Genomic DNA, 26,321 nt, shown 5'->3' with positions numbered 1-26,321 from the left:
AAGGATCCTATTCCTATGCCGGTCTTTACTCGTCCAGATGCCTCGGTTAACGTTTTTTAAAGAGTTGAGCGCCGGGCAAGCCGGTGCGCAGATGCTGAGCGGCGATGCTGTCACACGAACAGATATGGGGGGCAATCGACCGGCTTGCCGAGCGGCATGACCTGACCCCTTCCGGCCTTGCACGCCGCGCCGGGCTTGACGCCACCTCCTTCAACAAGTCGAAGCGATTGAGCCAGGACGGCCGGCTGCGCTGGCCATCGACGGAATCGATCGCCAAGGTGCTGGAGGCGACGGGCGCCAGCCTGGAGCAATTCCTCAGTTTCATTCGGCCGGGCGAGCCGCCAGGCTCTGCCGCGCCACAGGCGATTTCGCCGGGTGGAAACGCGATCCCACTGATCGGATTTGCCCAGGCAGGCTCAGGCGGCTTCTTCGACGATGGCGGGTTCCCCGCCGGCCAAGGCTGGGACATGGTGGAATTTCCCACCGCGACCGGGCAACGAGCCGGCGCGTATGCGCTTGAGGTCCAGGGCGAAAGCATGTTGCCGCTCTATCGCGACGGGGATATTCTGATCGTCGAGCCAGGCGCTCAAATTCGAAAAAATGACCGTGTCGTTGTGAAGACCCGCGAGGGCGAGGTCATGGCCAAGGTCCTGCTGCGGCAGAGCGCAAAGTCGATAGAACTTTTGTCGCTCAACCCCGAACACCCCAACCGCAACTTCGATCTTGCGGATGTGGAATGGATTGCCCGGATCATATGGGCCAGCCAATAGGAAAGTTTTCTTGTTATACGTCGAAATTTTTTGCTTGCAAGTGTGGCAGGCGGGATCGTCGGTTCTTGGCTGACCCTCATCGCGGTTCAGTTCGGTGGATACAGTTTCAGTCTGCCGGGCCGAGGCCACGCCACGACGACCGAGCTCAAATCTACTACGGCGGCGCCTCCCGAGACCGCCCGGGCTGAGCCGACGCTGCCGAAAGCCATTGAGGCACCAAAGCCTGCCGAAACGACCAAGCCGGAACAGGTTGCGTCTGCCAAATCGCAAGCTGAAACCCCGCTCGCAGCGCGGCCCGCCAATTTGACGCCGAACGGCAAGGGAACGGTGCTGGCCGCAGCGTCCTCGTCGACAACCGGGTCTGACGGCAGCCCTGAGCTATCCGCCACCGCCATGGCGGCCGCTGCTACGGCTACACCGGCGACCAGCGGCGCTGAAAAGGCGGCGGACGGCAGCGCTGCCAAGGCCGAGGTAAGTGTGACGGCAGGAACGGCAGTAGCCTCAACTGCGCCGATAGCACAATCAGGCAGCAAGATTCCCACCGACCCCGCGCGTTCGAACGACCCGTCGACGAAGCTCGAGGAGGCACAGGCGGCGCCCACAGGAATAGACACCGCCGGCGACGCGGTCTCGCCTTCTACGCCAGACAAGGCATCTGCTCCTTCTTCGGAGGCAACTCGCGCCGACCAGGTCAAAACCGATCCTCTGCCGAACAACCGGATACCGGCCGATCAGATCGACAGAGAAATGGCGGCGGCCGCGCATCGGACCATCCCTTCACTGCCTCAACCTCAGGACCAACCCAAATCCCAGTCCGAACAGGCATCGCTCGGCGCGGCGGCGCAACCACAAGGCCAGACGACGATCGAGCTTATGCGCCCCTTTGCGGATCAGGCCGGCATATTGACCCTTGCCGGCAGGAGCGTGCAGCTGAACGGCATCGTTCCGACCGATGTCGATCGCATGTGCGTTGGCCCGAGCGGCAAGAGCTGGCCCTGCGGCCAAGCCGCACGCACGGCATTCCGCATGTATCTGCGCGGCCGCTCGATCGATTGCGACGTGCCGGACCCTGCCTGGAAGGGCACGGTCAAGGGCGAATGCCGCTATGTCCGCGTCGACCTCAGCTCCTGGCTGGTGCGTTTCGGCTGGGCCGATCCGGAGCCCGGTTCGCCGCTTGCGGCACTTGTCGACGAGGCCAAGGAGAAGAAGCGCGGCATGTACGGAGACGATCCGCGCAAGAACGGAAAATCGACGCTTGGCCCGGCCCTACCCAAGGAAGATCCGCTCAATCCGATCTGACGCCTTGCTTCCGCCACGACAACGCCGCGCGTCATATATGACGCGCAAAGGTCGCTGTAGCACTTTTAATTTGCGGCATAATTCCTTAGATCGATTCCGATTTAAGGAATTATGCAGTAACTTTTGCCATGAGACGCGCGACTTTTCGGCCTGCCAAACTCAAAGGACTTCGCCTGTCATGAACAAGCCGCTTTCTGCTCACGAGGCCCTGATCTACGTCATGGTGCTGGCTTCGGCCGTCGACCGAACCATGAACGACCGCGAGCTCAGCCGCATCGGAGAACTCATTCACGCCCTGCCGGTCTTCAAGGGCTTCGACGACGAAAAGCTGATTTCGGTGTCGCGTGATTGCGCCAAACTGCTTGCAAGCAATGAAGGGCTCGACATCGTTCTCGAGACGGTGCGCGATACCCTGCCGGCGCGTCTCTACGACACTGCCTATGCGCTTGCCGTCGAAGTCGCTTCGGCCGACCTTTCGGTCAAGGCCGAAGAATTGCGCCTGCTCAGCATGCTCCGCGACCGTTTCGGCCTGGACAAGCTGACTTGTGCCGCCATCGAACGCAGCGCGATCGCCCGCTATCGCAAGGCCTAGAGTAGTTTCGCCTTATGCATTCCGGACGGAAAGGCGCTGAGCACTTTTCCTGGAATTGTCCTAATCAGTAGAGCCCGTAGGGGAAATAGCGCAGATAGATTTCCTGCAGTCTGCCATCGCGCGAGAGCGTGGCGAGGGCATGGTTGATCGCAGCCGTTAAATCAGCGTCCTGCTGGCGCAGCATGATGGTCATGCCTTCGCCGAGAAACTGCTGCGACAGATAGGGGCCGTCGAAAATCGCACAGCATTTTTCGGCCACCGGCGACGATACCCAGAAGGACAGCTGCAAGCCGTCGGCAAAAGCGGCATCGACCTTGCCCTCCTTGACAGCGGCAAGAAGCGCGTCCTTGTCGTCAAAGGGTACAGGCTTGATGGCCGGGAAGAAGGCGGCCATCATCGCCTCGTGCGCCGTTCCCTTGACCACGCCAACGGGATGGCTGGCAAGCGATGCAGCCGTCGTTCCGTTGATCGAGGCCCTCACATTGCGCACGAAGCGCGCAGGCAGCATCAGGAACGGGCGCGAAAAGGCGAAGCTCTTGCGCAGCTCCGGCGTTACCGACACGCCCGCAATCACCGCATCGCCCTGCGCGGCCGCAAGCGCGCCCTGCAATTCGCCGAAGGGCATAGCCTGGATCTGGCACTTGTCGGCGATCGCAAGCTCATCGCAGATCTTGCGCGCAAGCTCGACATGGAAGCCGGTAAGCTTGCCGTTCTGATCGAGGAAATTGAAGGGCGGGAAATCGATCGATGTCAGGAAGCGCAGCCTGACCAGCGAAGACAGATCGGGTTTCGGCAGCCGCTCGCGCGCATCGAAGAGGATCGGCAGACTGGGCGGCTTGGCCTCCTGGGCAGCAAGCGGCATGGTGCAAGACATCGCAATCAGCGCCGCATGCGTGAAACGCCGGGCCATGGAGATCGTCGACGAAAGGCAAACACGCATGGTCTTGGTCCAGCCTCCGGTCGTGGATGCACATTCCTGATTCACACGTCCGATGTAGCAGAGTCATGCCGGCGGGGGAATATCGCGTCTCGCAATGGCGGCCGCAGCGCTCAAAGGATGAGCAGAAGAGAGCCCACGCATCGGGCGGTTGCACGGTTTTGAACATGCACAAAATTAGTACGAGATTTCTCCCCACAATGCGCCGCCGTTAGCAGTCGATTAAGCTCTGTTGATTGTACTCCGGGATATCGACGACGTCGGCGAGGCCGATCGCATGATGCTGGTCGTCCAAGCCTTCTTTGCAAGGTATCAAGCAACTCGACCTTCACACGCATGCATCGGGCAACACCCTTGATCATTTCCGGGCGAGCGGCCTTCCGCACGTTTCCTTGATGCCGCGCAGCATTCGCAGACGGACAGCCATGTTCAGGAATCTGAAAATCAAGACCAAGATGCTAGCGGTGATCCTGCTTCTCGGCATCATCTCCTTCGCCGGCCTGATGCATATCGCCGGCGAATTCCGCAGGGCGGACCGTACCTATAGCGCCTTTCTCGACAATGAGGCCGTTGCAGCGACCGAATCCGCACGCGCCAGCGCCGCGTCGCTGGCATCGGTGCTGCAGGCAAGCTTGATGCTGAATTTCGATCCCGGCAGCGATGCGTTCAAGGCGGTTGCGGCCGGCGACAATCACTTCAGCGAGGCAAGGGAGAGGCTCAAGCACGCCGAAAGCCTCGTTCCCGACGAAAAGCAGTCGATCGAAGCTATTCTTGCCGGCCTGGACGAGCTGCAAATGCTCACGAACAAGGCCATCCAGCAGCGCAAGGACGGTGACCTCAAAGGCGCGGAAACGAGCATGGTCGCAGTCAACGGCAAGCTGGCCAAGATCATAGCAAGCATGATCGCCAACGACGAAGCGCTGACAAATCGCATGAACACCGGCGCGGATGCCTTGTCGGCCGATATCAACAGCGACGTCACCTATACGCTCGCCGCCCTTGGCGGTTTCACGCTGCTCGCCGTGATTTTCGGCATATATGTCGCGCAGAGCGGGATCGCTTCGCCGCTGATGCGCCTGCATCGGCGTATGACGGCACTCGCCGACGGCGACACGGTCAGCGAGATCGAGGGCCGCGACCGTCGCGACGAGATCGGCCAGATGGCATCGGCCATTGCCGTGTTCCGCGACAATGCCATCGAACGCGCCCGCCTGGAGGCGCAGGCGGAAGCCGATCGTACGCTGAGCGACAGCGAACGCGCCCAGCGCGAGACCCGGCAGGCGGCCGAGGCGGCTCATCTGCAACAGGCCGTCCAGGCGGTCGGCGACGGCTTGAAGCGCCTTGCGGAAGGCGATCTGGTTACCCGGATCGACGCGCAGTTCGTCGGACGCCTCGACCAGTTGCGGCAGGATTTCAACAATTCGCTGACGAAGCTCAATGGAACCATGCAGGCCGTCGGCGCCAATGCCCGTGCCATCAGCGCCGGCGCCAACGAGGTCCGAGGTGCCGCCGACGAGCTTTCCAAGCGGACGGAACAGCAGGCCGCCTCCATCGAGGAAACCGCAGCGGCACTGGAGCAGATCACCACCACCGTCAAGGACGCCGCCCGGCGCACGCAGGAGGCAAGCCAGCTCGTTGCCCATACCCGTGCGGGTGCCGAGCGATCGGGCGAGATCGTCCGCAACGCTATCGAGGCCATGCAGCAGATCGAGACATCTTCGGGTGAGATCAACAACATTATCGGCGTCATCGACGACATCGCCTTCCAGACCAATCTTCTGGCGCTGAATGCAGGCGTCGAGGCGGCCCGTGCCGGAGAGGCCGGCAAAGGCTTTGCCGTCGTCGCACAGGAAGTGCGCGAACTGGCGCAACGCTCCGCCAATGCCGCCAAGGAAATCAAGACGCTGATTGCCACCTCCGAAACCCATGTCCGCACGGGCGTTGGCCTAGTGGGTGAGACCGGCAAGGCGCTCGACGCCATCGTCTCCGAAGTGCAGGAAATCAACCGGCATGTGCACGCGATCGCCGAGGCCTCGCGCGAGCAGTCGGCCGGCCTGCAGGAGATCAATACCGCCGTCAACGCCATGGACCACGGCACCCAGCAGAATGCCGCCATGGTCGAGGAGAGCACGGCCGCGAGCCATGGCCTCGCGACCGAGGCCGCCTCGCTGGCAAGCTTGCTCGGTCAGTTCCGCACGGGTGGCGACGATGCTGCGCATCTGTCCGTGGCGCCTGTCGCCAGCGCCACGCCGCGTCCGGCGGTCCGTCCCTCGCCGCGACCTGCCGCGGCACCGGCCATTCGGGCCGTCGACGGAGCCAAGGCTCGCCCCGCGCCCTCGCCGGCGCGCGCGCTCGGTCAGAAATTGATGAGCGCGTTCGGCGCCGTCCAGACGACCGCGCCAACGAGCAAGGATGCGGACTGGACGGAGTTCTGAGGCCGTCCGCATCTCACTGTCGGCGGGACGGCTATGACACGTCTCGATGCGCGATTTCATAAAGTGGGGCGGGCGGCCTATGCTGCTCGCCCCGTTTTATTCAGATCCGTGCGGCAAGGCCGGTAACAAGGGCAATGACACCGAAGCCAGCGGCGGACGCACAGACCGCAACCCAGCCACCAAGGTCCCATGCCGTGCCGGCAAGGGCGGAGCCCAGCGCTCCGCCGAGAAAGAAAATGCCGACGAAGAGACCGTTGATGCGCCCGCGGGCTTCCGGTTTCAGGAGATTGACGGCCCGCCGCCCCAAAGTCTGATCGCCGGTAATGCCAACATCGAGCATCACGGCGCTGACGCCGAGAAGGATCAGCAGGATGAGCGGCTGGCCGGATCGTATCCCGCCCACCCAGGCAGCCAGGGCCGTGGCGGTAAGCACGATCAGATGCGACACCAAGGTCGCCGTCCGCGTCCAGCCCCTGTCGCCCATGCGGCCGAAGGGAGAGGTGGCGGCCGCGCCGCCGGCACCGACCAGCGCAAACAAGGCGATGCCGGACTGGCCGAGCGAGAACGGCGGCTGTGCCAGGAGCAGAGCAACGGACGTCCAGAACAGGCTGAAGCTCGCCATCATCAAGGCGGCGGTGAAGGCACGCACCCTCAGCACCGGCTCTTCTCGCAGCAGCTGAAAAAGCGAGCCGATCAGCGCACCATAGCTGGCACTCACCAGGGGACGGCGCTCAGGAAGCCTGAGAGCAAGCACGGCGGTCAGAAGCGCCAGCGCCGCGGCGCTGACGGCATAGAAGCTTCTCCAACCCCATAGATCGGCAATCAGGCTCGCCAGCGGGCGCGAGACCAAGATGCCGACCATGACGCCACTCATGACGTTGCCGATCACGCGACCACGATGTTCGGGCGGCGTCATGGCTGCTGCGATCGGCACCAGGATCTGGATTGCGGAACAGGCGGCGCCCAGCAGGAAGAGGAAGATCAACAGGCTCCAGCCTGTCGGCGCGAAGGCGGCCGCAACGGCCATTACCAGGGCCGATATCAGCATACGCAACACCAACTGCCGATTTTCCATGAGGTCTGCTAGCGGCACCAGGAAGAAGAGGCCGGCGGCATAGCCGAGCAAGGAGGCCATGGCCACCAGGCCAGCGCCGCTTTCGGAAAAGCCCAGCGACGGGCCGATGATGCCGACCAGCGTCTGCGGAGCAAAGAGGTTGATGATGATGACGCCGGTGGCGACTGCAAACAAGAGCGTCGAAGGAGCGGCGTCCGCGGCGAAAACATCGTCCTCCGGCTCGCTCACTATACATTCGGGAACTTGTGACATGGGTTCTCCAATAATTTATGATAATAAAGATGGCCATGTTTATCGCCTTGATGCATAATGCGACAATTGAAATGAAGTAATAATGATTATGCGAGTCATGCATGAACATTCATGATCTGGAAGCCTTTGTCGCGGTGGTGGAAACGGGGTCGATCGTTGCGGCCTCCGCGCGGATCAATCTCACGCAGCCAGGCATCACCAGGCGCATCCAGAATCTGGAGGACAGTCTCGGCATTGCGCTGCTCGACCGGCAATCCAAACCGCTCAAGCCGACGGCGGCGGGGCGTGAGGCCTATGAGCATGGACGCCGCGTGCTGCGCTCGCTGGACGACCTCAAGACCGGCGTTTCGCCCGGCGGAGCGATCGGCGGCGAATTCCGCCTCGGCATCATGCCCTATCTTTCCGAAGCGGCGCTTTCGGCTCCGCTCGACGCGCTTCGCAGCCAGTTTCCGCAACTGACGCTGCGGATCGTCTCAGGCTGGTCGCCACAGCTCATCGAGCAGGTCGCCCATAGCCAGCTCGATGCGGCAACCGTCTGCCTAGCGGAGGGTATGCAGTCGCCGGACAACGTCGTCGGCGACGTGCTTGGGGTCCACAGCGTCATTCTCGTCGCCGCGCCGTCGCTGGGCGTTCCCAAGGCGCCGCGGCTCGAAGAGCTTTCCCGCTTCCCCTGGATTTTGAACCAGAGCGGTTGCGGCTTCCGCGCCTTCATTCATCATCGCTTCGAAGCGGAGCGCTTGCCTTTCGACGTCGCCGTCGAGGCAATGAGCGCCGATTTGCGCATGTCGCTCGTCGCCCGCGGCCTCGGCATCGGCGTGCTGACGCCGGCAGCGCTGGCAGACAGCCGCTGGCGCAATGACGTCGAGATCATCGAGGCCCCGGATTTCCGTCCGAAGGTGGTCAACTGGCTGCTGCACCGGCCGCCGGCGGGCCGGCTCGCCCGCCCGATCGCAACCTTCCGCGAGGCGTTGACGGAAACGCTGAAGACGAAGAGGCCATTTTTGACGTGAAGATTTTGGAGCGGGTGAAGGGAATCGAACCCTCGTATTCAGCTTGGGAAGCTGCTGCTCTACCATTGAGCTACACCCGCCTGACATCCTGAGATGTCCAACAGTTGGCGGCCTCTGTCAAGGCCGGTCAGCACATGTTCAAAGCCGGAAGTGCTTCGAGAGTTTCAGGCCCTGCGCCTGATAGTTCGAGCCGACACCGGAACCGTAGAGGCTGCTCGGCTGTTCCAGCATGTGTTCGTAGATCAGGCGACCGACAATCTGGCCGTCCTCGAGAATGAAGGGCACTTCGTGGCTGCGCACTTCCAGCACGGCGCGGCTGCCGCGGCCGCCGGCCGGCGCATGGCCGAAGCCCGGATCGAAGAAGCCGGCATAGTGGACGCGGAATTCGCCGACCAGCGGATCGAACGGCGTCATCTCGGCGGCAAAATGCGGCGGTACATGCACCGCCTCGCGCGACACGAGGATATAGAACTCGTCGGGATCGAGGATCAGCTCGGTGCGGCCGCGGCTATAGAGCGGCTCCCAGAAATCGAAGATATCGTGCTGGGCCTTCTTGTCGACATCGACGACGGCGGTGTGATGCTTGCCGCGATAGCCGATCAGCCCTTCCTTGTCGCCGGCAAGATCGATCGACAGCGCGATGCCGCCGCCGGTGATGTTCGGTTTCTTGCTGGCGACCAGCGTCTCGGTTTCGTGCAGCGCCAGCAGCTCAGGCTCGGTAAGCAGGGCCTGGCCGACGCGGAAGCGGACCTGCGACAGGCGCGAGCCGCGGCGCACGACGATCGGGAAGGTACGCGGGCTGATTTCGAGATAGAGCGGGCCGGAATAGCCGGCCGGGATCTTGTCGAACTCCTGCGCACGATCGGTGATAACGCGGGTGAAGATATCGAGGCGGCCCGTCGAGCTTTTCGGATTGGCCGAAGCCGACATGTCCTCCGGCAGATCGAGGCGCTCCATCAGCGGCACGATATAGACGCAGCCGGTTTCGAGCACCGCACCTTCGGAGAGATCGACGACGTGGAGCTTCAGCCGGTCGAGCTTGTCGGCGACCAGATGGGACGGGCCTGGCATGAAGCTGGCGCGGACGCGGAAAGCATGCGAACTGAGCCGCAGGTCAAGGCTTGCCGGCTGGATCTGATCGACGTCCAGTTCTCTTTCGCTCGTTAGCCGGCCGGTTTCAAAGAGCGCCGCTATGGCGCGATCGGCCAAAATTCCAGTATTGCGAGCCATCATGCCTCATCCCCAGCGCATAACCCGGCAAGTCGAGAATAGACTTGCCGGGTTATGCGCCGATTGAAAATGTTACTGCGACCTTTGCGCATCCCAGCGGATGCGCGGGCAGTAATTTGCCGCAGACAAAACCAAACTCAGGGAATTGACGCAAGCCGTCAACGGCAGTATTGCAACTTATCCCGTGGTGATTTGGCCGGTCGGCTTGCAGCCACGTTAAACAAATGGCTAAAAAGACCGGGGTTGAACCGGTCTGCTTTCGCGACCGGTTTTTTTGTTTTGAAAGTGGTGATGGCATGAGCAAGACTTGGCGCCCCGCAACCCAGCTCGTACACAACGGAACGCTTCGTTCGCAATTCGGCGAAACCTCTGAAGCGATCTATCTGACCCAGGGCTTCGTCTACGATACCTCGGAAGCGGCGGAAGCCCGCTTCAAGGGTGAGACTGATGGATTCATCTACGCCCGCTACGGCAGCCCCACCAACGACATGTTCGAAAAGCGCATGTGTGCGCTGGAAGGTGCTGAAGACGCCCGCGCCACCGCCTCGGGTATGGCCGCCGTCTCCGCCGCCATCCTCTGCCAGCTGCAGGCCGGCGACCACATTGTCGCCGCCCGCGCGCTCTTCGGCTCCTGCCGCTGGGTCGTAGAAACGCTCGCCCCGAAATACGGCATCGAATGCACCCTCGTCGACGGCCGCTTCGTCGAAAATTGGGAAAAGGCCATCCGCCCGAACACCAAGCTGTTCTTCCTGGAAAGCCCGACCAACCCCACTCTGGAAGTGGTCGATATCGCCGCAGTCGCCAAGCTCGCCAATCAGATCGGCGCCAAGGTCGTGGTCGACAACGTCTTCGCGACCCCGCTCTTCCAGAAGCCGCTGGAACTCGGCGCCCATATCGTCGTCTATTCCGCCACCAAGCATATCGACGGCCAGGGCCGTTCGCTCGGCGGCGTCATCCTCTCCGACAAGCAGTGGATCGACGAGAAGCTGCAGGACTATTTCCGCCATACCGGCCCGGCCATGTCGCCCTTTACCGCCTGGACGCTGCTGAAGGGCATCGAGACGCTGCCGCTGCGCGTCGCGCAGCAAACGGCGAACGCTTCCAAGGTGGCCGATTTCCTCGCCGAGCAGGGAAATAAGGTCGCCCGCGTGATCTATCCCGGCCGCAAGGACCATCCGCAGGCCGATATCATCGCCAAGCAGATGAGCGGCGGCTCGACCCTCGTCGCCTTCGAGCTCAAGGGTGGCAAGGAAGCAGCCTTCAAGCTGCAGAACGCATTGGAGATCGTCAAGATTTCCAACAATCTCGGCGACAGCAAGAGCCTGATCACCCATCCGGCCACGACGACGCACAAGAACCTCACCGACGAGGCCCGCGCCGAACTTGGCATTTCGCCGGGCACCGTTCGCTTCTCTGCCGGCATCGAGGACAGCGCCGATCTGGTCGAGGATTTCGCCCGCGCTCTCGAGCAGGTTTCCGCCTGATATTCATCAAGCCGCCCGGATGTTTCTCCGGGCGGCTCGACCGCCCTTATCGGGCAATGCCGCGATCAATGGCTCCCCGTCAGCTTGCAGACCTGAATTGAACCTCACCATCGTGCAGGAAGAACATCTTGTCGAACAGCCTCAGATCCAGAGGGTTCGGCAGCCGGACGTCCTCCCGATCGGGAACAAGTTTCAGCGCAGGATCGTAGGAGCGATCGATCTGTGAGATGAAGACGACGGTCACGCCTCTCGCGCGCGCAAAGGCCTTCAACGTCTGCACCTGGATCATCAGTTCGGGCTTTTCCCGCTTCTGATCCAGCAGCTGCAGATAGTCGACCACCGCCAGCGTACCGCGTGGCACCGCGGCCAGCCTTTCGACGATATAGTCAGCGCTGATGGCATCAGAATTGTCGAAGTCGAACAGTGCGGCAAATTCCTCGTGATCGACACCGATCATCCGGAAACGATCGAGAGCGACCTTCTCCGTGTCTTCCAGCGTGAAGAGGACACCGCGATTGCCGGCCCTCATTGCCTCCACGGCAAGTCTCAGGCTCAACAAGGTCTTGCCATGACCGGGGCGCGCACCGACCAGCACCAGATCGCCAGGCTTCAACCGCGAATACGGCTCGCTGACGGGCACATCGGCGCTTGTTCTGGCCGAAAGCAAGCTCCAGCCTTCAAACCCTTCGCTGGCCGCGATGCGATCCAGCGCTGCATGCAAGGGTATGTTCTGCTGGCGAGACAGTAGCCTCGCCTTGCGCTTCAAATGATAAACAGGGGCGGAAAGCCTCATCTAAAACCTCCTATTGCGAGCAGTGATCGCAACCCCTCCTTATGCTCGGTGCTCAAACAGTCGGTTCGGTGATCGACAACCCCGCATGAATTATGCTTTCCCGAATGGAGGGGGGAGGCATGGGCTATGCCAGAATCAGATGATAGCCGAAATTCGGTTGCTGGAAAATCTCCGCCAAGCGCTTCCTCGGCGGAACGTAGGACAGCGTAAGGCACCATGCGATCTCAAGTTCTTGATGCGAGATCGGCAGATCCGGGCATAAAACCAAAGTGAACCCGCAATTGTGGCAAGCCTATATATCTGCGGCGGAAGCAGCTGCCTGGAATAGCTCGAGACAAGAGCAAATGACAAACGGAGAGAGATACTTTTGAGGAAAGTCGCTAACCTTCTTCGTCAGTCTTAATAGCTGAAACTCAATAGGCTTCGCCGTTGCGAGCCAGATTTCATTACGCCGTTCCTTGACGGAATGGATCGGTTATAGGATACCGCTATATGTCCTGCACTTTGCAGGGGTAAGGGAAAGCGGATATTATGCCGCTAGCTTGGAAATGCTGAAACGTTCGTGAGGCTTGAAGAAGCGCTCGACGGTTCAGGGCAGTGGCAAGGTATCAGGTATGTATCGCGCCTTAACACGCGACATCGAAGTGGTCGTGGAACCGTTTTATCTGGAGGAGCAATCCGATCCGGACGATGATCGCTATGTCTGGGGATATCGCATCGTCATCTCCAATCATTCCAAGACGGCCGTCAAGCTGGTAACGCGCTACTGGCACATTACCGACATGAACGGCATCGTGGACGAGGTGACGGGGCCAGGCGTGGTCGGGGAGCAGCCGCACCTGAAGCCCGGCGATACCTATGAATATTCCTCGGGCTGCCCGCTGGACACGCCGTCAGGCATGATGTTCGGCCATTATCAGATGGAGACGGATGACGGGGAGCAATTCCATGTCAAGATCCCCGCCTTCTCATTGGATACGCCCAACCTGCTGCGCACGCTGAACTAGAAGCGCTCCGCTTCTTCGAATAGCGGAACATCCCATCTTCTTGTTTCTTTACGCATTCCGGACGAAAAGGCGCCACGCACCTTTCCTGGAAATGTTCTGGAGCGGCATCAGGCCGCTTCTATCTCGGATACTTCGAAGCGATAGGTTGTGGAGCAGAACTCGCAAGTCACGGCGATTTCGCCATTCTCCTCGCTGGCTTCGATCTCCTCGGCCGAAAACCCCTGCAACACGCCCTTCAGCTTGTCGCGCGAGCACGAACAGCTGTCGTAGACGGCCTTCGGTTCGTAGACGCGCACGCCGCGCTCGTGGAAGAGGCGGTATAGCAGCCGCTCGGTGCCAACAAGCGGATCGGTCAGCTCGTCGGCATCGATGGTCTCGACCAGGCTGCGCGCCTCCGCCCAGGAATCGTCCTCGACATGATCGCGTAAGCCTGTGTCACCGTCGCCGCCATGGATATCCGGCTGGCGCATGCGCTCCGGCGCTTCTGGCAGGAACTGCGCGATCAAGCCCCCTGCCCGCCAGCGATGGCGGGGCTTGCCATTCTCATCGCGATCGAAAAGTTCGGCAGCGCCCAGCCGCACGCGCGTCGGGATTTGTTCCGACTGGCGGAAATAGGTGCCGGCAATCTCTTCGAGGGAAGCGCCGTCGAGCGCCACGATGCCCTGATAGGGCTGCGTGAAGCGACCTTGATCGATGGTGAAAGCGAGAACACCCTTGCCGAGCAGCTGCTCCGGCTCGGTCCGGCCCTCTGCGACTGCCTCTGCCAGCGCCTCTTCATTGAAGCGGGCGTAGGCGCGGACATTCTCCGGCGTCGAGAAATCGGCGACCAGAAGGTCGACGGGACCGTCGCCCTTGGTCTGTACGGTGAACTTGCCCTCGAACTTCAGCGACGTGCCGAGAAGCACCGTCAGAACGATAGCCTCGGCCAGAAGACGCGCGACCGGCATCGGGTAGTCGTGCCGGGCGAGGATCGCGTCCAGCAGCGGACCAAGCTGCACGGCACGGCCGCGCACGTCCAAACCCTCCACCTGGAAGGGGACGACGTGATCGTCACCGGCAAAATCGAACTGACCCAGCGATGCGGCATTTTCAGCCATTGCTTTACTCCTGGAGCAGGACGCCGAAAAGTGGGAGCGGTTTTCGGGCGACGTCATGCTCTATTTCTTTGATTCTAGACCGGATTCAGGTCTTAGGTCGCTTCGACCTAAGACCATCCGGCTCTAGGACCCGCGCCCTTGAGACGCGGCTTCATATCCTCAGATCGCGCCCAGGCACCAAGCAAGAATCGACTTTTGCGCATGAAGGCGGTTTTCCGCCTCATCGAAAACAACGGATTGCGGACCATCGATCACTTCGTCCGTCACCTCCTCCCCGCGATGGGCGGGCAGGCAATGCATGAACAACGCGTCTTTGCCGGCCTGTGCCATCAAAGCCTTGTTGACTTGATAGGGCTGGAAGACGTTGTGACCGCGAGCCCGGTGTTCCTGATTCATGGAAACCCAGGTATCGGTTACCACGCAATCGGCGCCGGCGACCGCACGGTCTGCATCATGCGAGAGCAAGATTTCGGCGCCCTCGTTGCGGGCCCAGTTCAGATAGTGATCCTTTGGCTCGGAACCAAGGGGCACCGCCATGTTCATGCGATAGCCGAAGCGCGCGGCCCCTTCGATCAGCGAATGCAGCACGTTGTTGCCATCGCCGGTCCAGGCGATGGTCTTGCCCTTGACCGGACCGCGATGCTCCTCGAAGGTCATGATGTCGGCCATGATCTGGCAGGGATGCGTATCGTCGGTCAGCGCGTTGATGACCGGAACGGTCGCATGTTCCGCTAGCTCCAGCAGGCGCGAATGATCGGTGGTGCGGATCATGATCGCGTCGACATAGCGCGACAGCACCTTGGCGGTGTCGCCGATCGTCTCGGCGCGGCCGAGCTGCATTTCGGTGCCGGAGAGGAACAGCGTCTCGCCGCCCAGCTGGCGCATGCCGACATCGAAGGAAACGCGGGTGCGGGTGGACGGCTTCTCGAAAATCATCGCCAGCATCTTGCCGGCCAGCGGCTTGTCGGCCGTGCCGGCCTTCTGCGCGCTCTTTCGCACGATCGCGTCGTCGATGATATTGCGCAGATCGGCAGCCGGAACGGCAGAGAGATCGAGAAAGTGTTTCGGAGAAGCCATGTCCTTACCTGTGCTCCAGAAAAAACAATAACGCCCGCGCGGGGCAGAACGCCCCAATAGCGGGCGCTGAGTTCAAGCCGATTTCTTGGTGCGGGCAGCACGCGCGCGCTCGGCGGCACGCTCCAGGCGAGCAAAGCCTTCGCGCGCTTCGTCGGCCGTCACGATCAGCGGCGGCAGCAGACGAATGACGTTGTCGCCGGCGGGCACGCCCAGCAGATGCTCGGCGCGGATCGCCTGCAGCAGATCCGCCTGCGGAATGGCCGCCTTGATGCCGAGCATCAGACCTTCGCCGCGAATGTCCTCGATGATATCAGGGAAGCGATCCTTGAGCGAGGCGAGACCCTGACGGAACACCAGAGCGACATCGCGCACGTGCTGCAGGAAATCATCGGCCAGAACCACGTCGAGCACCGCATTGCCGACGGCCATGGCAAGCGGATTGCCGCCATAGGTCGAACCGTGCGTGCCTGCCTTCATGCCGGAGGCTGCTTCCGCCGTCGCAAGGCAAGCGCCGAGCGGGAAACCACCGCCGATACCCTTGGCGACGGCCATGATGTCGGGCTTGATGCCGGACCATTCATAGGCAAAGAGCTTGCCCGTACGGCCGACGCCGCACTGCACCTCATCGAGGATCAGCAGCAGGCCGTGCTCGTCGCAGATCTGGCGCAGGCCGCGCAGGAATTCGTTCGTTGCCGGGCGAATACCGCCCTCGCCCTGCACCGGTTCGATCAGGATCGCCGCCGTCGCGTCCGTTATGGCTGCGCGAACGGCATCGAGATCGCCGAACGGCACCTGATCGAAACCCGGAGCCTTCGGGCCGAAACCTTCGATATACTTTTCCTGGCCGCCGGCTGCGACTGTCGCGATGGTGCGGCCGTGGAAGGCGCCCTCGAAGGTGATGACGTGGAACCTCTCGGGATGGCCCTTGGCAAAGTGATAGCGCCGCGCCGTCTTGATGGCACATTCGAGCGCTTCGGCGCCTGAGTTGGTGAAGAACACCTTGTCGGCGAAGGTGACTTCCGTCAGCCGCTTCGACAGCTTTTCCTGACCAGGCACTTCATAGAGGTTGGACAGGTGCCAGACCTTGTCTGCCTGCGCCTTCAGTTCACCCACGAGATGGGGATGGGCATGACCGAGCGAATTGACCGCCACGCCGGCTGCGAAATCGAGGTAACGTTCGCCGCTTTCAGTGATCAGCCACACGCCCTCGCCTCGCTCGAACCGCAGCGGAGCACGCATGTAGGTATCATAAAGCGGCGCGGTCTCGGCCATGGCCATTTCTCCTCGATCACAACTTTAGGGACCAATCGCTTCCGCTTGATGAAACGGGTCCGAAAAAATCAAAAATGCCGCCTTGCGGCGGCCCGGGCACTATTGATGTTTTGCACCGCGATGTCAACAAAACTGGCGATTTAGCAAGTGCGAGAAGGCGCTTGCGCAAAAAAGGAATGCGTTCGGCATTGCATATTGCAGAAATGCCACGCGGGGGCAGCAAGTTGGGGAAAACCTCGAAATCGATTCCTCAAGATTCCCGCGACTCTTGTCACGGAGTCAGCCTCACACTAGGTTAAAAACCAATAGCTAGACTGCATGCGGCGGAACTAGTCACCACAATTTTAAAGCGTTTCGCGCCTCGACCCAAAGCGAGGCTATGGTGAAGGATTCTGCCACCGGAAACGCGACAGCGGAGACAGGGCATGAATTGGACAGACGAACGCGTCGAGAAGCTGAAAAAGCTATGGTCCGAAGGGTTGAGCGCCAGCCAGATTGCGGCGCAGCTGGGTGGTGTCAGCCGTAACGCGGTCATCGGCAAGGTGCATCGCCTGAACCTTCCCGGCCGAGCGAAGGCCGGCGGCACGGCGACCGCTGCCCGCACGCCGAAGCGCAGCGCTGCGGCGCCCCGGGCTGCGACCTACGCTTCGCGCGTTGCAACCCGCACGGTTACCCGTCAGCAGGGCGCGACGATGCTGAAGGAAGAGATCGAGATCGATGCCGTCAGCGAGATTACCTATCGTCCGGCAAGCAATGTCGTCGTTCCGATTTCCCGCCGGCTCGGCCTGACCGAGCTCACGGAACGCACCTGCAAATGGCCCGTCGGCGACCCGCTGAAGGACGATTTCCATTTCTGCGGCAACGACAGCCCGGATTCGTCGCCCTACTGCACCTATCATCAGCGCATGGCCTACCAGCCGGTGCATGATCGCCGACGCAACAACGGCTAAGCCCTTAAAAGCAGACAAGAGAAACGGGCCCTTTCGGGCCCGTTTTCTATTTCCGCCGCTCCTGCATAATTCCTTAAATCGGAATCGATTTAAGGGAAAATTATGCAGCATTTTAAGATGTTACAGCGACCTTAACGCGTCTTGAAAGACGCGTGGCGCTGTAATGTTGATGCCTGAGCGCCCCCAACACAAGGATGTGGCCGCTCAGGCTTCCATGGAGTAGCCCGCGCCGCGAACGGTGCGGATGACATCCTGCATATTGGAAAAATTGAGCGCCTTGCGCAGGCGGCCGACATGGACATCGACGGTCCGTTCATCGACATAGATGTCGTGGCCCCATACGCCATCCAGCAGCTGCGAACGCGAGAAAACGCGGCCCGGCGAGGACATCAGGAATTCCAGCAGGCGAAATTCCGTCGGCCCCAAGCGCACTTCGCGGCTCTTGCGATGGACGCGATGGGTTTCGCGATCCAGCTCGATATCGCCGCAGCGCAGCACCGTGGAAAGAACCTCCGGACGGGCACGCCGCAGCATCGCCTTGACGCGGGCCATCAGCTCCGGCGTCGAGAACGGCTTGACGACATAATCGTCCGCACCGGTGGAAAGGCCGCGCACGCGCTCGCTTTCCTCGCCGCGGGCCGTCAGCATGATGATCGGCAGGCGCTCCGTCTCCGGCCGCATGCGCAGCCGACGGCAGAGCTCGATGCCGGACACGCCGGGGAGCATCCAGTCGAGGATCAGAAGATCGGGGATGCGCTCCTGGAGACGCAGCTCGGCCTCGTCGCCTCTGAGGATGGTGTCGACCTCGAAGCCTTCGGCCTCCAGATTGTAGCGCAGCAGAACGCTCAGCGCTTCCTCGTCTTCTACAACAGCAACTCTCGGAACCATGCGCCTTTGGTCTCCCTTCTTCGCTTCCAGATTATTCCGTCACCGCACCGACGGTGTTGGCAGTGTCGTCCTTCGGACGCTCGCCCTCCGGCTGTGCGCCGGTCGCCATGTAATAGATCGTCTCGGCGATGTTTGTGGCATGGTCGCCGATGCGCTCGATGTTCTTGGCGCAGAAGAGAAGATGCGTGCAGGTGGTGATGTTGCGCGGATCTTCCATCATGTAGGTCAGCATCTCGCGGAAGAGCGAGGTGTACATGGCGTCGATTTCTTCGTCGCGTTCGCGGATCGATACGGCCTTGTCCGGAGAACGGGTAGCATAGACGTCCAGAACTTCCTTGAGCTGGCTGAGCGCCAGTTCGGAAAGATGCTCGATACCACGGGCGAGACGGCGTGGAACGCCTGTGCCCTGCACGGCGATGACACGCTTGGCAGTGTTCTTGCCGAGATCGCCGACACGCTCCAGGTCGGAGGCGATACGGATCGAGCCCATGATCTCGCGCAGGTCGGCGGCCATCGGCTGACGACGTGCGATGGTGACAATCGCCTTGTCACCGACTTCACGCTCGGCATGGTCAAGAACGACGTCGTCGGAGATGACCTTCTGTGCCAGAGCGGTGTCGCTGTTGACCAGCGCGCGGACGCTGTCGCTGACCATCTGCTCCGCCAGGCCGCCCATTTCCGCAATGCGGCGGGTCAAGAACTTCAGGTCTTCGTCATAGGCAGAGAGAATGTGGGTGGAGACCATTTTTCTATCCTCAAGGTAAATTATGTGAAAGGGGCCGCGCGCCTGATATCATCAACCAAAACGGCCCATGATGTAATCCTGCGTGCGGAAATCGTCCGGATTGGTGAACATCTTGTCGGTATCGTTCTCCTCAACCAGATGGCCGAGATGGAACATTGCGGTGCGTTGCGAGACGCGAGCTGCCTGCTGCATGGAATGCGTCACGATGACGATGGTGAAGTTTTCCCGCAGCTCGTGAATGAGATCCTCGACCTTGGCGGTTGCGATCGGATCGAGCGCTGAGCAGGGCTCGTCCATCAGGATGACTTCCGGGCTGACGGCAACGGCGCGGGCGATGCACAGGCGTTGCTGCTGGCCGCCCGAAAGGCTGGTGCCGGCATCGTGGAGCCGGTCCTTCACCTCTCCCCAGAGACCGGCCTTCTGCAGGCTGGTTTCGACGATATGTTCGAGATCGGCCTTCGAGCGATGCAGGCCATGGATGCGCGGGCCATAGGCGACGTTCTCGTAGATCGACTTCGGAAACGGGTTGGGCTTCTGGAACACCATGCCGACGCGCGCCCGCAGCTCCACCACGTCGATACCGTTGTCATAGACATCCTGATCGTCGAGCGTGATCTTGCCGGTGACGCGGCAGGTCTCGATCGTATCGTTCATGCGGTTGAGGCAGCGCAGGAAGGTGGACTTGCCGCAGCCGGACGGGCCGATCAGCGCCGTAACCGTATTGGCGCGGATATTAAGATTGACGTCGAAGAGCGCGCGCTTGTCGCCGTAAAAGACCGAAACGTCCTGGCCGATCATCTTGTAGGGGATCGTCTTCATCTTCTTGGCCAATGCTCTTTCACTTGCGGCTTCCGTCATCATGTTCATTTCGTGCCCCTCCCTTACCAGCGCCGCTCGAAGCGGCGGCGCAGCAGGATCGCGCCGATATTCATAGCAACGAGGAAGAAGAGCAAAACGATGATGGCCCCGGAGGTCCTTTCGACGAAGGCGCGTTCGGCTTCGCTCGCCCACATGTAGATCTGCACCGGCAGCGCCGTAGAAGGATCGAGCGGCGAGGCAGGATAATTGGCGACGAAGGCGACCATGCCGATCAAGAGCAGCGGCGCCGTCTCGCCGAGCGCATGCGCCAGCCCGAGGATCGTGCCTGTCAGGATACCGGGCATGGCGAGCGGCAGCACATGATGGAAGACCATCTGCATGCGCGATGCACCGAGCCCCAGAGCGGCGCTGCGGATCGACGGCGGCACCGCGCGCAGCGCCGAGCGCGTGGCAATGATGATCATAGGCAGCGTCATCAGGCTCAGCACCAGGCCGCCCACCAGCGAGGCAGAGCGCGGCAACCCCATGATGTTGATGAAGACCGAGAGGCCGAGCAGACCGTAGACGATTGAGGGCACGGCAGCGAGATTGTTGATGTTGATCTCGATCAGATCCGTCAGCCGGTTCTTCGGCGCAAATTCTTCCAGATAAATCGAAGCGGCGACACCGACGGGCAGGGCGAGCACGAGCACGGTCAGCATCAGATAGAGCGAGCCGATGAGCGCAACGCCGAGACCCGCGGCCTCCGGCCGGCTCGAATTGCCCGACAGGAAAAGACCGCTGTTGAAGGCCTTGTGCAGGGCGCCGGTTTCGCTGAGCTGCTTCATCCAGGCGGCCTGGCGATCGGATATCTTGCGATCCTTCTCGTCAACGGTCAGATCGATCTGCCCCTTGTTGGCGGAGTCGATGTTGGCGCTGGCAAGGAAGGTGACGTTCTCTCTCGTTCCTATGATCGCAGGGTTCGCCGCCACCTTGTCGCGAAGCACGATCCTGGCGTTGTCCGACACCATGGCGGCCGCCTCGCGAACGAGCGCGCGATTGGCGGGATCGATATCAAGCGCCTTCACCAGCGCGTCGCGCACGAGGACGGGATAGTTGGCAGATATCAGCACCTTCGGATCGCTGGCGCGTTTGGCCGCGGGGTCAATAAGGTTTTCGCTGAATTCGATCGGCAGGGTGATCGAGGTCTGCACGAAGGCGGTATAGCCGTTGCGGACGACCGTCGAGACCAGAGTGACGAGGAAGACCAGACCGAAAATGACGGCGGTGATGCCATAGGCGCGAAAGCGGCGCTCGGCGGCGTAGCGCCGCTTGATGCCGATGTCGCGTCGCGCCGGAGTGCCCGGCGTAAGCCCGCGCGGGATATTCTGTGACGGGGAGGATACGACGTCGTTCATTCGTATTGCTCCCTGTAGCGGCGGACGATGTAGAGGGCATAGACGTTCAGGCAGAGCGTCAGGCAAAACAAGGTAATGCCGAGCGCGAAGGCGACCAGCGTCTGGGGCGAGGTGAATTCGAGATCGCCGGTCAGCTGATTGACGATCTTCACTGTCACCGTCGTCATCGGCTCGAAGGGATCGAACTGCATGCGCGCCGCAACGCCCGCGGCCAATACGACGATCATCGTTTCTCCGACCGCCCGCGAGGCGGTCATCAGCAGTGCTCCGACGATGCCTGGGAGAGCCGCCGGCAAGAGGACGCGCTTGACGGTTTCCGAACGCGTGGCGCCAAGGCCGAGCGAGCCGTCCCGCAGCGAGCGCGGTACGGCCGTGATGATGTCGTCCGACAGCGAGGAAACATAGGGGATGAGCATCACGCCCATGACGAAGCCGGCGGTCAGAACGCTCTGCGCTTCGATGAAGCTCGTATAGCTTCCCGTCATCAGGCCATTGATCTCGGCCGAGATGTCCCTGAGGAAAGGTCCGACCGTGACGAGGGCAAAAAAACCATAGACGATCGTCGGAATGCCGGCCAGCACCTCAAGCATCGGCTTGGCGATGGATCGCACGCGAGCCGAGGCATATTCCGCCATGTAGATGGCGGCGAACAATCCGACCGGCACCGCAAAGAGCATGGCAACAAAGCCGATATAGATCGTTCCCGCCAGCAAGGGGATCAGCCCGAAGGTGCCTGAAGTCTGCGTGCCGGCGCCAGCGAAACGCGGATCCCAGACCGTACCGAAGAAGAATTCGTTGGCGGGCACCATGCTGAAGAAGCGAGCCGCTTCCGACAGCATCGAGATGACGATCCCGACCGTGGTCAACACGGCGATGGATGATGCAACGATCAAAGCCCCGAGAATGACCTGCTCGACACGATTGCGGGCGCGAAAACGCAGCGCGATGGCGCGCAGGCCGTAAACAGCGCAAATCAGCGACAGCAGGATCGCTGATACGGTCATAGCGATCCGGCTGACTTCCCGCATGCCGTTATACTTGTTCGCAGCATCGATCATGTAACCAGTCGGGCGAACCGCGAGCGGCACACCCTTCTGCGCCAGCAGCAATTGCAGGTCAGCCGTACCGCCGGCGACTTCGGCAAGCTCCCCGTCATTGAGGAGGCGCATGCCATGGGCGATGCTGCGCACCATGCCGTAGCTGAGGTTGAGCTCGGCCCGCGGAAGCGTTTTCACCTCTTCCGGAAAGGACTTGACCACGAGACGGTCGATCAGCTCCGGGCTGACGATCGACCAGACGCAGACGAGCGCCAGAGCTGGAAGCACGGCCCATATGGCGGCATAGGCGCCGTGATAGCCGAGCCGGGAATGCATCGACGAAGACCTATCGCCCGACAGCGCGGCAGCCCTCACCCGCCCAAGCACGAAGGCAAGAGCGCCGATGACCGACACGCATAACAGCAATAGCGATACACTCATTCCAATTCCCCGGCCCATTCTCCGGCCAACGTCGGCACGGTTGAGCCCCGCGCCGACGCACAGTCTCTATGCACTCACATGATCTTTCCGTCCGCAAAATCCTTGCGAATCCGGTCGCGCTCAGCATCCGGCGCCGGCACGAGGCCATATTCCGCCAGCGGGCTATCCGGCCCGATCATCTGATCGCTGGTAAACAAATCGACATATTCCTTAAGTCCCGGAATGACGCCCAGATGTGCCTTCTTGACGTAGAAGAACAGCGGCCGCGACACCGGATAGGTGCCATCGGCGATCGTCTGGCCCGACGGCACGACGTCGCTCACGGTCGCGACCTTCAGCTTGTCGGCGTTGTTCTGGTAGAAATACAGGCCGAAAACGCCGATGCCGCGCTTGTTGGCGTTGATGCGCGCCAGCGTCTCGGGATAGTCGCCGTCGATGTCGACGGCCACACCATCCTTGCGCACGGCAACGCACTTCTTCGCCTGCTGGTCGGCATCCTTGACCGTTGCCTTGATGACGTCGAGCGCGCCGGACGCCTTGCAGCCGGCGGCAAGCACCCGCTCTTCGAAGACCTCGCGCGTGCCGTGCTTTTCGCCGGGAATATAGGCTGCTATTTCGAATGCCGGCAGCGACGGATTGATCTCGGACCATTTCTTGTAGGGATTGGCAACCAGCTTGCCGTCGACGACGACTTCAGCGGCGAGCGCCTTGTAGAGATCGACGGGCACGAACTTGATGTCCGGATTGCTCTTGTCGAAGGCAAAGACGATGCCGTCATAGCCGATCTTGATCTGCTGGATATCGGCGACGCCGGCTGCCTTACAAGCGCCGATTTCGCTGTCCTTGATCGGACGCGAGGCATTGGCAATATCGATGGAATCGGTGCCGACGCCCTTGCAGAATTCCTTGAGGCCGGCCCCGGAGCCGCCGGATTCAACGATGGGCGTCTTGAAGTTGGTGTGGGTCTCGCCGAAAGTTTCGGCGACGATCTTGGCGTACGGAAAAACGGTAGATGAGCCGGCAATCTGAATCTGATCGCGAGCCACGGCGACACCGGCAAAAGCTGCCGACGCAACCAGCGCAAGAATGGACAATTTCAAAGCATTCATAGCGAATCCCCCTGACGAGCTTTGAAGAGTGCTGCGACGGACGCCACATCCGTCAATTTCAGCATCTCTTTTCTAGCTGCCGAGCACCGCTCTTTTATGTCAGGCCAGTGAAACAATTATGACAGGCCATCTATTTGAAATTTATGTGACAAATATCGCGCAAAACAGCTTATTCACAGAGTTTTCAGAAGCGTACGGTAAAGTCCGTCCCCTTTCCAACTTCCGACTTGACAATCAGTCTGGCGCGGTGGCGGGTAAGGATGTGCTTGACGATGGCAAGCCCGAGACCGGTGCCTTTCTTGGAACGGCTGTCCTCAACGTTAACGCGATAAAAGCGCTCGGTCAGGCGCGGCACATGCTCTGCCGGTATCCCCGGCCCCTTGTCGGAGATAACGACCGAGACGGCCTGGTCCGGCTCGTTCAGCAGCGAAACCTCAACCGATTTTCCTTCCTGGCCGTATTTGCAGGCGTTCTCGATCAGATTTTCAAAAACCTGCACCAGCTCGTCGCGGTCGCCCATCACCTCCGCCTTGCCGGCGGGGACATGCAGGTTGATCGTCACGTCGAGATCGCCGGCAAGCGGCAGCAGCGAGTCCCGCACATGGCCAAGCAGCGGCACCAGATCGACCTTCTGATCCGGCGCGATATGCGACTTCGACTCCAGTCGGGACAGCGACAGCAGATCGTCGACCAGCCGGCTCATCCGCGTCGTCTGATCGAACATGATGCCAAGGAAGCGCTGCTGCGCCTTCGGGTCGGATTTGGCCGGCCCCTGAATGGTTTCGATGAAGCCGCGGAGAGACGCCAATGGCGTGCGCAGCTCATGGCTGGCATTGGCGACGAAGTCGGAACGCATGCGATCGATATGGCGCAACTCCGATATGTCGCGGAACGACAGCAGGAAGAAGGTCCCCGCCTCCACCTCGGCCCGCTGCAGATCGATCGGCGCAATGCGTACGATGTAGACGCGCTCGGAGGGCAGCCGCTCGGAGTGCTCGATCTGGTTGGGGGTATTGGTCGTCATGGTCTCCCGGACCATGTCGAGCAGGCCGGGGGAGCGCAGCTTGGAAGAGATGTGTGCGCCGATCGGAAAACCGCCGAAAGCTTTTTCGGCCGCAGCATTCTGCATCAGCACCGAGGCCTCGCGGTCGATGATGAGCACCGGCATATCGAGCGCCGAAAGGCCCGTGAAGACGGTCCGCAGCAAGGCCTCCGGATCGACAGGCGCGGGCGCTGCCTGCGACGATACGACGACCCGCTCCACCAGCGGAGGCCGGATCAGCGCCACGACCAGCGCAATGGCCCAGATCCAGAACACGATGCCTGTGGGGATGCCTTCTATGAGCGCAAACGCGGCGACCAGCGTCGCGAAGATCAGGATGGCGTTCTCCTGTCGCAGCCGCCCCGCCAACTTTCTGACAAATGACCACTCGTCTTCCAACTGCGCCGTCCCTTCGCCTGCCATCATGGAATGCCGGATTCCGCGTCTTATCTGCGATTCATGACAGAAGTATTCGGCTGTATCCACAGAAGGAGATAACTGACAATAATAAATGTAGCCGGCAAAAGAGGAAGAGGGCAAAGGGGTTGAAACCATTGGATAAAAGGGCCAATTTGCCTGCGAAGCTTTTTGCCGTGATCCTGCGGCAGGATTAGCAAAGTGTAAACAGCCGAGGAGCCGGGCCTATGGGGGAAGAAGCGAAAAGCCGTGCGGTGGAGTTGGATATCGGTGGCACCAAGCGCATATTCGATGTCGACGATCCCGTGCTGCCAAGCTGGATCGACGATGAGGCGCTGACCTCCGGCAACTATCCCTACAAGAAGAAGATCAAGGAACAAGAGTATCTCGACGAGCTGAAGACGCTGCAGATCGAGCTTATCAAGGTGCAGTTCTGGCTGCAGGCGACCGGCAAGCGGGTGATGGCGCTGTTCGAAGGGCGCGACGCCGCCGGCAAGGGCGGCTCGATCGCGGCGACATCGGCTCACATGAACCCTCGCCTGGCGCGTGTCGTGGCGCTGACCAAGCCGACGGACCGTGAGGCTGGGCAATGGTACTTCCAGCGCTACGTTGCGCAATTCCCGACCGCTGGCGAATTCGTGCTGTTCGACCGCTCCTGGTACAACCGCGCCGGTGTCGAGCCGATTATGGGCTTTTGCACGCCGAAACAATACGAGCAGTTTTTGAAGCAGGCGCCGCAGATGGAAAAGCTCATCTTCCAGGACGGCATCCACTTCTTCAAATTCTATCTCGATATCGGCCGGGAGATGCAGTTGAAGCGTTTCCACGACCGGTGCCACGATCCGCGCGCCGTCTGGAAGCTTTCCTCCATGGATATCGCCGCGCTTCCGAAATGGAAGGAATACGGCGAAAAGCGCGATCGCATGCTGAAGGAGACGCATACCGATCACGCGCCGTGGACCGTCGTGCGCGCCAACGACAAGCGGCGCGGGCGCCTGAACCTTATTCGTCACATCCTGCTGACGCTCGACTATGACGGCAAGGACAAGAAGGCGATTGGCGAAATCGACGACAAGATCCTCGGCAACGGATCGGCCGTTCTCAAATAGCTGACGGCTCTCGAATAACCAATGGCTGGCGTGCGGC

At 61.1% G+C, this 26,321-nt stretch carries 23 protein-coding genes, 1 tRNA gene and 1 riboswitch; of the genes, 9 read left to right on the top strand and 15 right to left on the bottom strand.

Annotation, left to right across the window (positions count from 1 at the left end):
- Positions 1–104 precede the first annotated feature (104 nt).
- From RHSP_RS30800 to RHSP_RS30790, 3 genes are all read left to right on the top strand, one after another.
- On the top strand, positions 105–770 hold the full coding sequence (locus RHSP_RS30800) for a S24 family peptidase (RefSeq protein WP_004128411.1): 666 nt from the start codon (positions 105–107) through the stop codon (positions 768–770).
- Positions 771–800: 30 nt separating this feature from the next.
- A complete protein-coding gene (locus tag RHSP_RS30795) occupies positions 801–2,069 on the top strand; it encodes a thermonuclease family protein (RefSeq protein WP_240535544.1) in 1,269 nt (422 codons plus the stop codon).
- Positions 2,070–2,247: 178 nt separating this feature from the next.
- A complete protein-coding gene (locus tag RHSP_RS30790) occupies positions 2,248–2,661 on the top strand; it encodes a tellurite resistance TerB family protein (protein WP_004128406.1) in 414 nt (137 codons plus the stop codon).
- A 64-nt stretch (positions 2,662–2,725) separates the two neighbouring features.
- On the opposite strand, the gene RHSP_RS30785 is transcribed toward RHSP_RS30790, so the two are convergent.
- Positions 2,726–3,571: a transporter substrate-binding domain-containing protein gene (locus RHSP_RS30785; RefSeq protein WP_420820114.1), complete on the bottom strand. Its 846-nt coding sequence runs from the start codon at positions 3,569–3,571 to the stop codon at positions 2,726–2,728.
- A gap of 452 nt (positions 3,572–4,023) precedes the next feature.
- Between RHSP_RS30785 and RHSP_RS30780 the strand changes: the two genes are divergently transcribed.
- Positions 4,024–6,033, top strand: a complete 2,010-nt coding sequence (locus RHSP_RS30780; protein WP_037155690.1) for a methyl-accepting chemotaxis protein — start codon at positions 4,024–4,026, stop codon at positions 6,031–6,033.
- 100 nt (positions 6,034–6,133) lie between these two features.
- Here the strand turns inward: RHSP_RS30780 and RHSP_RS30775 are convergent, their stop codons facing one another.
- Positions 6,134–7,360 carry an MFS transporter gene (locus RHSP_RS30775; RefSeq protein ID WP_004128399.1) on the bottom strand — a complete coding sequence of 409 codons (1,227 nt, stop codon included), beginning with the start codon at positions 7,358–7,360 and terminating at the stop codon, positions 6,134–6,136.
- A 101-nt stretch (positions 7,361–7,461) separates the two neighbouring features.
- Between RHSP_RS30775 and RHSP_RS30770 the strand changes: the two genes are divergently transcribed.
- Positions 7,462–8,370 (top strand): LysR family transcriptional regulator, encoded by a 909-nt coding sequence (locus RHSP_RS30770; RefSeq protein WP_004128391.1) that lies wholly within the window; start codon positions 7,462–7,464, stop codon positions 8,368–8,370.
- A 6-nt stretch (positions 8,371–8,376) separates the two neighbouring features.
- Here the strand turns inward: RHSP_RS30770 and RHSP_RS30765 are convergent.
- Together RHSP_RS30765 and RHSP_RS30760 are read right to left on the bottom strand one after the other, a co-directional pair.
- Positions 8,377–8,450, bottom strand: a tRNA-Gly gene (locus tag RHSP_RS30765).
- A gap of 58 nt (positions 8,451–8,508) precedes the next feature.
- Positions 8,509–9,603, bottom strand: a complete 1,095-nt coding sequence (locus RHSP_RS30760) for a 2'-deoxycytidine 5'-triphosphate deaminase (protein ID WP_037155611.1) — start codon at positions 9,601–9,603, stop codon at positions 8,509–8,511.
- A 171-nt stretch (positions 9,604–9,774) separates the two neighbouring features.
- Positions 9,775–9,853: riboswitch (SAM riboswitch) on the top strand.
- A 43-nt stretch (positions 9,854–9,896) separates the two neighbouring features.
- On the opposite strand from RHSP_RS30760, the gene RHSP_RS30755 reads away from it, so the two are divergent.
- Positions 9,897–11,084, top strand: a complete 1,188-nt coding sequence (locus RHSP_RS30755; RefSeq protein ID WP_004128385.1) for an O-succinylhomoserine sulfhydrylase — start codon at positions 9,897–9,899, stop codon at positions 11,082–11,084.
- 79 nt (positions 11,085–11,163) lie between these two features.
- On the opposite strand, the gene RHSP_RS30750 is transcribed toward RHSP_RS30755, so the two are convergent.
- Entirely contained in the window at positions 11,164–11,877 is a 714-nt protein-coding gene (locus RHSP_RS30750; RefSeq protein ID WP_037155608.1) for a DNA helicase, read from the bottom strand.
- 614 nt (positions 11,878–12,491) lie between these two features.
- On the opposite strand from RHSP_RS30750, the gene apaG reads away from it, so the two are divergent.
- Positions 12,492–12,884 carry a Co2+/Mg2+ efflux protein ApaG gene (apaG, locus tag RHSP_RS30745; protein ID WP_004128378.1) on the top strand — a complete coding sequence of 131 codons (393 nt, stop codon included), beginning with the start codon at positions 12,492–12,494 and terminating at the stop codon, positions 12,882–12,884.
- Positions 12,885–12,991: 107 nt separating this feature from the next.
- Here the strand turns inward: apaG and RHSP_RS30740 are convergent, their stop codons facing one another.
- The 3 genes from RHSP_RS30740 to RHSP_RS30730 form a co-directional block, all read right to left on the bottom strand.
- Positions 12,992–13,981, bottom strand: a complete 990-nt coding sequence (locus tag RHSP_RS30740) for an Hsp33 family molecular chaperone (protein WP_004128375.1) — start codon at positions 13,979–13,981, stop codon at positions 12,992–12,994.
- A 159-nt stretch (positions 13,982–14,140) separates the two neighbouring features.
- On the bottom strand, positions 14,141–15,058 hold the full coding sequence (gene argF, locus RHSP_RS30735) for an ornithine carbamoyltransferase (RefSeq protein ID WP_004128373.1): 918 nt from the start codon (positions 15,056–15,058) through the stop codon (positions 14,141–14,143).
- A 72-nt stretch (positions 15,059–15,130) separates the two neighbouring features.
- Positions 15,131–16,330, bottom strand: coding sequence for an aspartate aminotransferase family protein (locus RHSP_RS30730; RefSeq protein ID WP_004128372.1), 1,200 nt, complete (start codon positions 16,328–16,330; stop codon positions 15,131–15,133).
- Positions 16,331–16,755: 425 nt separating this feature from the next.
- Between RHSP_RS30730 and RHSP_RS30725 the strand changes: the two genes are divergently transcribed.
- Positions 16,756–17,280 (top strand): GcrA family cell cycle regulator, encoded by a 525-nt coding sequence (locus RHSP_RS30725; RefSeq protein ID WP_004128370.1) that lies wholly within the window; start codon positions 16,756–16,758, stop codon positions 17,278–17,280.
- Positions 17,281–17,484: 204 nt separating this feature from the next.
- Here the strand turns inward: RHSP_RS30725 and phoB are convergent, their stop codons facing one another.
- The 7 genes from phoB to phoR all read right to left on the bottom strand — a co-directional run bounded on the left by phoB (position 17,485) and on the right by phoR (position 25,181).
- A complete protein-coding gene (gene phoB / locus RHSP_RS30720; protein WP_004128368.1) occupies positions 17,485–18,168 on the bottom strand; it encodes a phosphate regulon transcriptional regulator PhoB in 684 nt (227 codons plus the stop codon).
- Positions 18,169–18,199: 31 nt separating this feature from the next.
- Positions 18,200–18,913, bottom strand: a complete 714-nt coding sequence (gene phoU, locus RHSP_RS30715) for a phosphate signaling complex protein PhoU (RefSeq protein ID WP_037155605.1) — start codon at positions 18,911–18,913, stop codon at positions 18,200–18,202.
- 51 nt (positions 18,914–18,964) lie between these two features.
- The gene (gene pstB, locus RHSP_RS30710; protein ID WP_037155602.1) at positions 18,965–19,780 is read right to left on the bottom strand and encodes a phosphate ABC transporter ATP-binding protein PstB; all 816 of its coding nucleotides are present in this window, start codon (positions 19,778–19,780) and stop codon (positions 18,965–18,967) included.
- 14 nt (positions 19,781–19,794) lie between these two features.
- On the bottom strand, positions 19,795–21,129 hold the full coding sequence (gene pstA / locus RHSP_RS30705; RefSeq protein ID WP_004128361.1) for a phosphate ABC transporter permease PstA: 1,335 nt from the start codon (positions 21,127–21,129) through the stop codon (positions 19,795–19,797).
- Positions 21,126–22,607: a phosphate ABC transporter permease subunit PstC gene (gene pstC, locus RHSP_RS30700; protein WP_004128359.1), complete on the bottom strand. Its 1,482-nt coding sequence runs from the start codon at positions 22,605–22,607 to the stop codon at positions 21,126–21,128. The genes pstA and pstC overlap by 4 nt, the downstream gene beginning before the upstream one ends.
- A 74-nt stretch (positions 22,608–22,681) precedes the next feature.
- Positions 22,682–23,716 (bottom strand): substrate-binding domain-containing protein, encoded by a 1,035-nt coding sequence (locus tag RHSP_RS30695; protein WP_004128355.1) that lies wholly within the window; start codon positions 23,714–23,716, stop codon positions 22,682–22,684.
- Between the two features lie 184 nt (positions 23,717–23,900).
- On the bottom strand, positions 23,901–25,181 hold the full coding sequence (gene phoR, locus RHSP_RS30690) for a phosphate regulon sensor histidine kinase PhoR (protein WP_004128354.1): 1,281 nt from the start codon (positions 25,179–25,181) through the stop codon (positions 23,901–23,903).
- A gap of 221 nt (positions 25,182–25,402) precedes the next feature.
- Between phoR and ppk2 the strand changes: the two genes are divergently transcribed.
- On the top strand, positions 25,403–26,284 hold the full coding sequence (gene ppk2, locus RHSP_RS30685) for a polyphosphate kinase 2 (protein ID WP_037155599.1): 882 nt from the start codon (positions 25,403–25,405) through the stop codon (positions 26,282–26,284).
- The last annotated feature ends 37 nt before the right edge of the window (positions 26,285–26,321 follow it).

This window comes from Rhizobium freirei PRF 81, from assembly GCF_000359745.1.
GTDB classification, from domain to species: Bacteria; Pseudomonadota; Alphaproteobacteria; order Rhizobiales; family Rhizobiaceae; genus Rhizobium; species Rhizobium freirei.
Note: the sequence above shows the minus strand (reverse complement) of the source record. Positions and strands in the feature narration are given on the sequence as shown.

Bases quoted from the DNA above. Each gene is read 5' to 3' on its own strand.
- RHSP_RS30800 (WP_004128411.1), top strand. From the start codon at position 105: ATGCTGTCACACGAACAGATATGGGGGGCAATCGACCGGCTTGCCGAG.
- RHSP_RS30790 (WP_004128406.1), top strand. From the start codon at position 2,248: ATGAACAAGCCGCTTTCTGCTCACGAGGCCCTGATCTACGTCATGGTG.
- RHSP_RS30785 (WP_420820114.1), bottom strand. From the start codon at position 3,571: ATGGCCCGGCGTTTCACGCATGCGGCGCTGATTGCGATGTCTTGCACC.
- RHSP_RS30780 (WP_037155690.1), top strand. From the start codon at position 4,024: ATGTTCAGGAATCTGAAAATCAAGACCAAGATGCTAGCGGTGATCCTG.
- RHSP_RS30775 (WP_004128399.1), bottom strand. From the start codon at position 7,360: ATGTCACAAGTTCCCGAATGTATAGTGAGCGAGCCGGAGGACGATGTT.
- RHSP_RS30770 (WP_004128391.1), top strand. From the start codon at position 7,462: ATGAACATTCATGATCTGGAAGCCTTTGTCGCGGTGGTGGAAACGGGG.
- RHSP_RS30760 (WP_037155611.1), bottom strand. From the start codon at position 9,603: ATGATGGCTCGCAATACTGGAATTTTGGCCGATCGCGCCATAGCGGCG.
- RHSP_RS30755 (WP_004128385.1), top strand. From the start codon at position 9,897: ATGAGCAAGACTTGGCGCCCCGCAACCCAGCTCGTACACAACGGAACG.
- RHSP_RS30750 (WP_037155608.1), bottom strand. From the start codon at position 11,877: ATGAGGCTTTCCGCCCCTGTTTATCATTTGAAGCGCAAGGCGAGGCTA.
- apaG (WP_004128378.1), top strand. From the start codon at position 12,492: ATGTATCGCGCCTTAACACGCGACATCGAAGTGGTCGTGGAACCGTTT.
- RHSP_RS30740 (WP_004128375.1), bottom strand. From the start codon at position 13,981: ATGGCTGAAAATGCCGCATCGCTGGGTCAGTTCGATTTTGCCGGTGAC.
- argF (WP_004128373.1), bottom strand. From the start codon at position 15,058: ATGGCTTCTCCGAAACACTTTCTCGATCTCTCTGCCGTTCCGGCTGCC.
- RHSP_RS30730 (WP_004128372.1), bottom strand. From the start codon at position 16,330: ATGGCCGAGACCGCGCCGCTTTATGATACCTACATGCGTGCTCCGCTG.
- RHSP_RS30725 (WP_004128370.1), top strand. From the start codon at position 16,756: ATGAATTGGACAGACGAACGCGTCGAGAAGCTGAAAAAGCTATGGTCC.
- phoB (WP_004128368.1), bottom strand. From the start codon at position 18,168: ATGGTTCCGAGAGTTGCTGTTGTAGAAGACGAGGAAGCGCTGAGCGTT.
- phoU (WP_037155605.1), bottom strand. From the start codon at position 18,913: ATGGTCTCCACCCACATTCTCTCTGCCTATGACGAAGACCTGAAGTTC.
- pstB (WP_037155602.1), bottom strand. From the start codon at position 19,780: ATGAACATGATGACGGAAGCCGCAAGTGAAAGAGCATTGGCCAAGAAG.
- pstA (WP_004128361.1), bottom strand. From the start codon at position 21,129: ATGAACGACGTCGTATCCTCCCCGTCACAGAATATCCCGCGCGGGCTT.
- pstC (WP_004128359.1), bottom strand. From the start codon at position 22,607: ATGAGTGTATCGCTATTGCTGTTATGCGTGTCGGTCATCGGCGCTCTT.
- RHSP_RS30695 (WP_004128355.1), bottom strand. From the start codon at position 23,716: ATGAATGCTTTGAAATTGTCCATTCTTGCGCTGGTTGCGTCGGCAGCT.
- phoR (WP_004128354.1), bottom strand. From the start codon at position 25,181: ATGGCAGGCGAAGGGACGGCGCAGTTGGAAGACGAGTGGTCATTTGTC.
- ppk2 (WP_037155599.1), top strand. From the start codon at position 25,403: ATGGGGGAAGAAGCGAAAAGCCGTGCGGTGGAGTTGGATATCGGTGGC.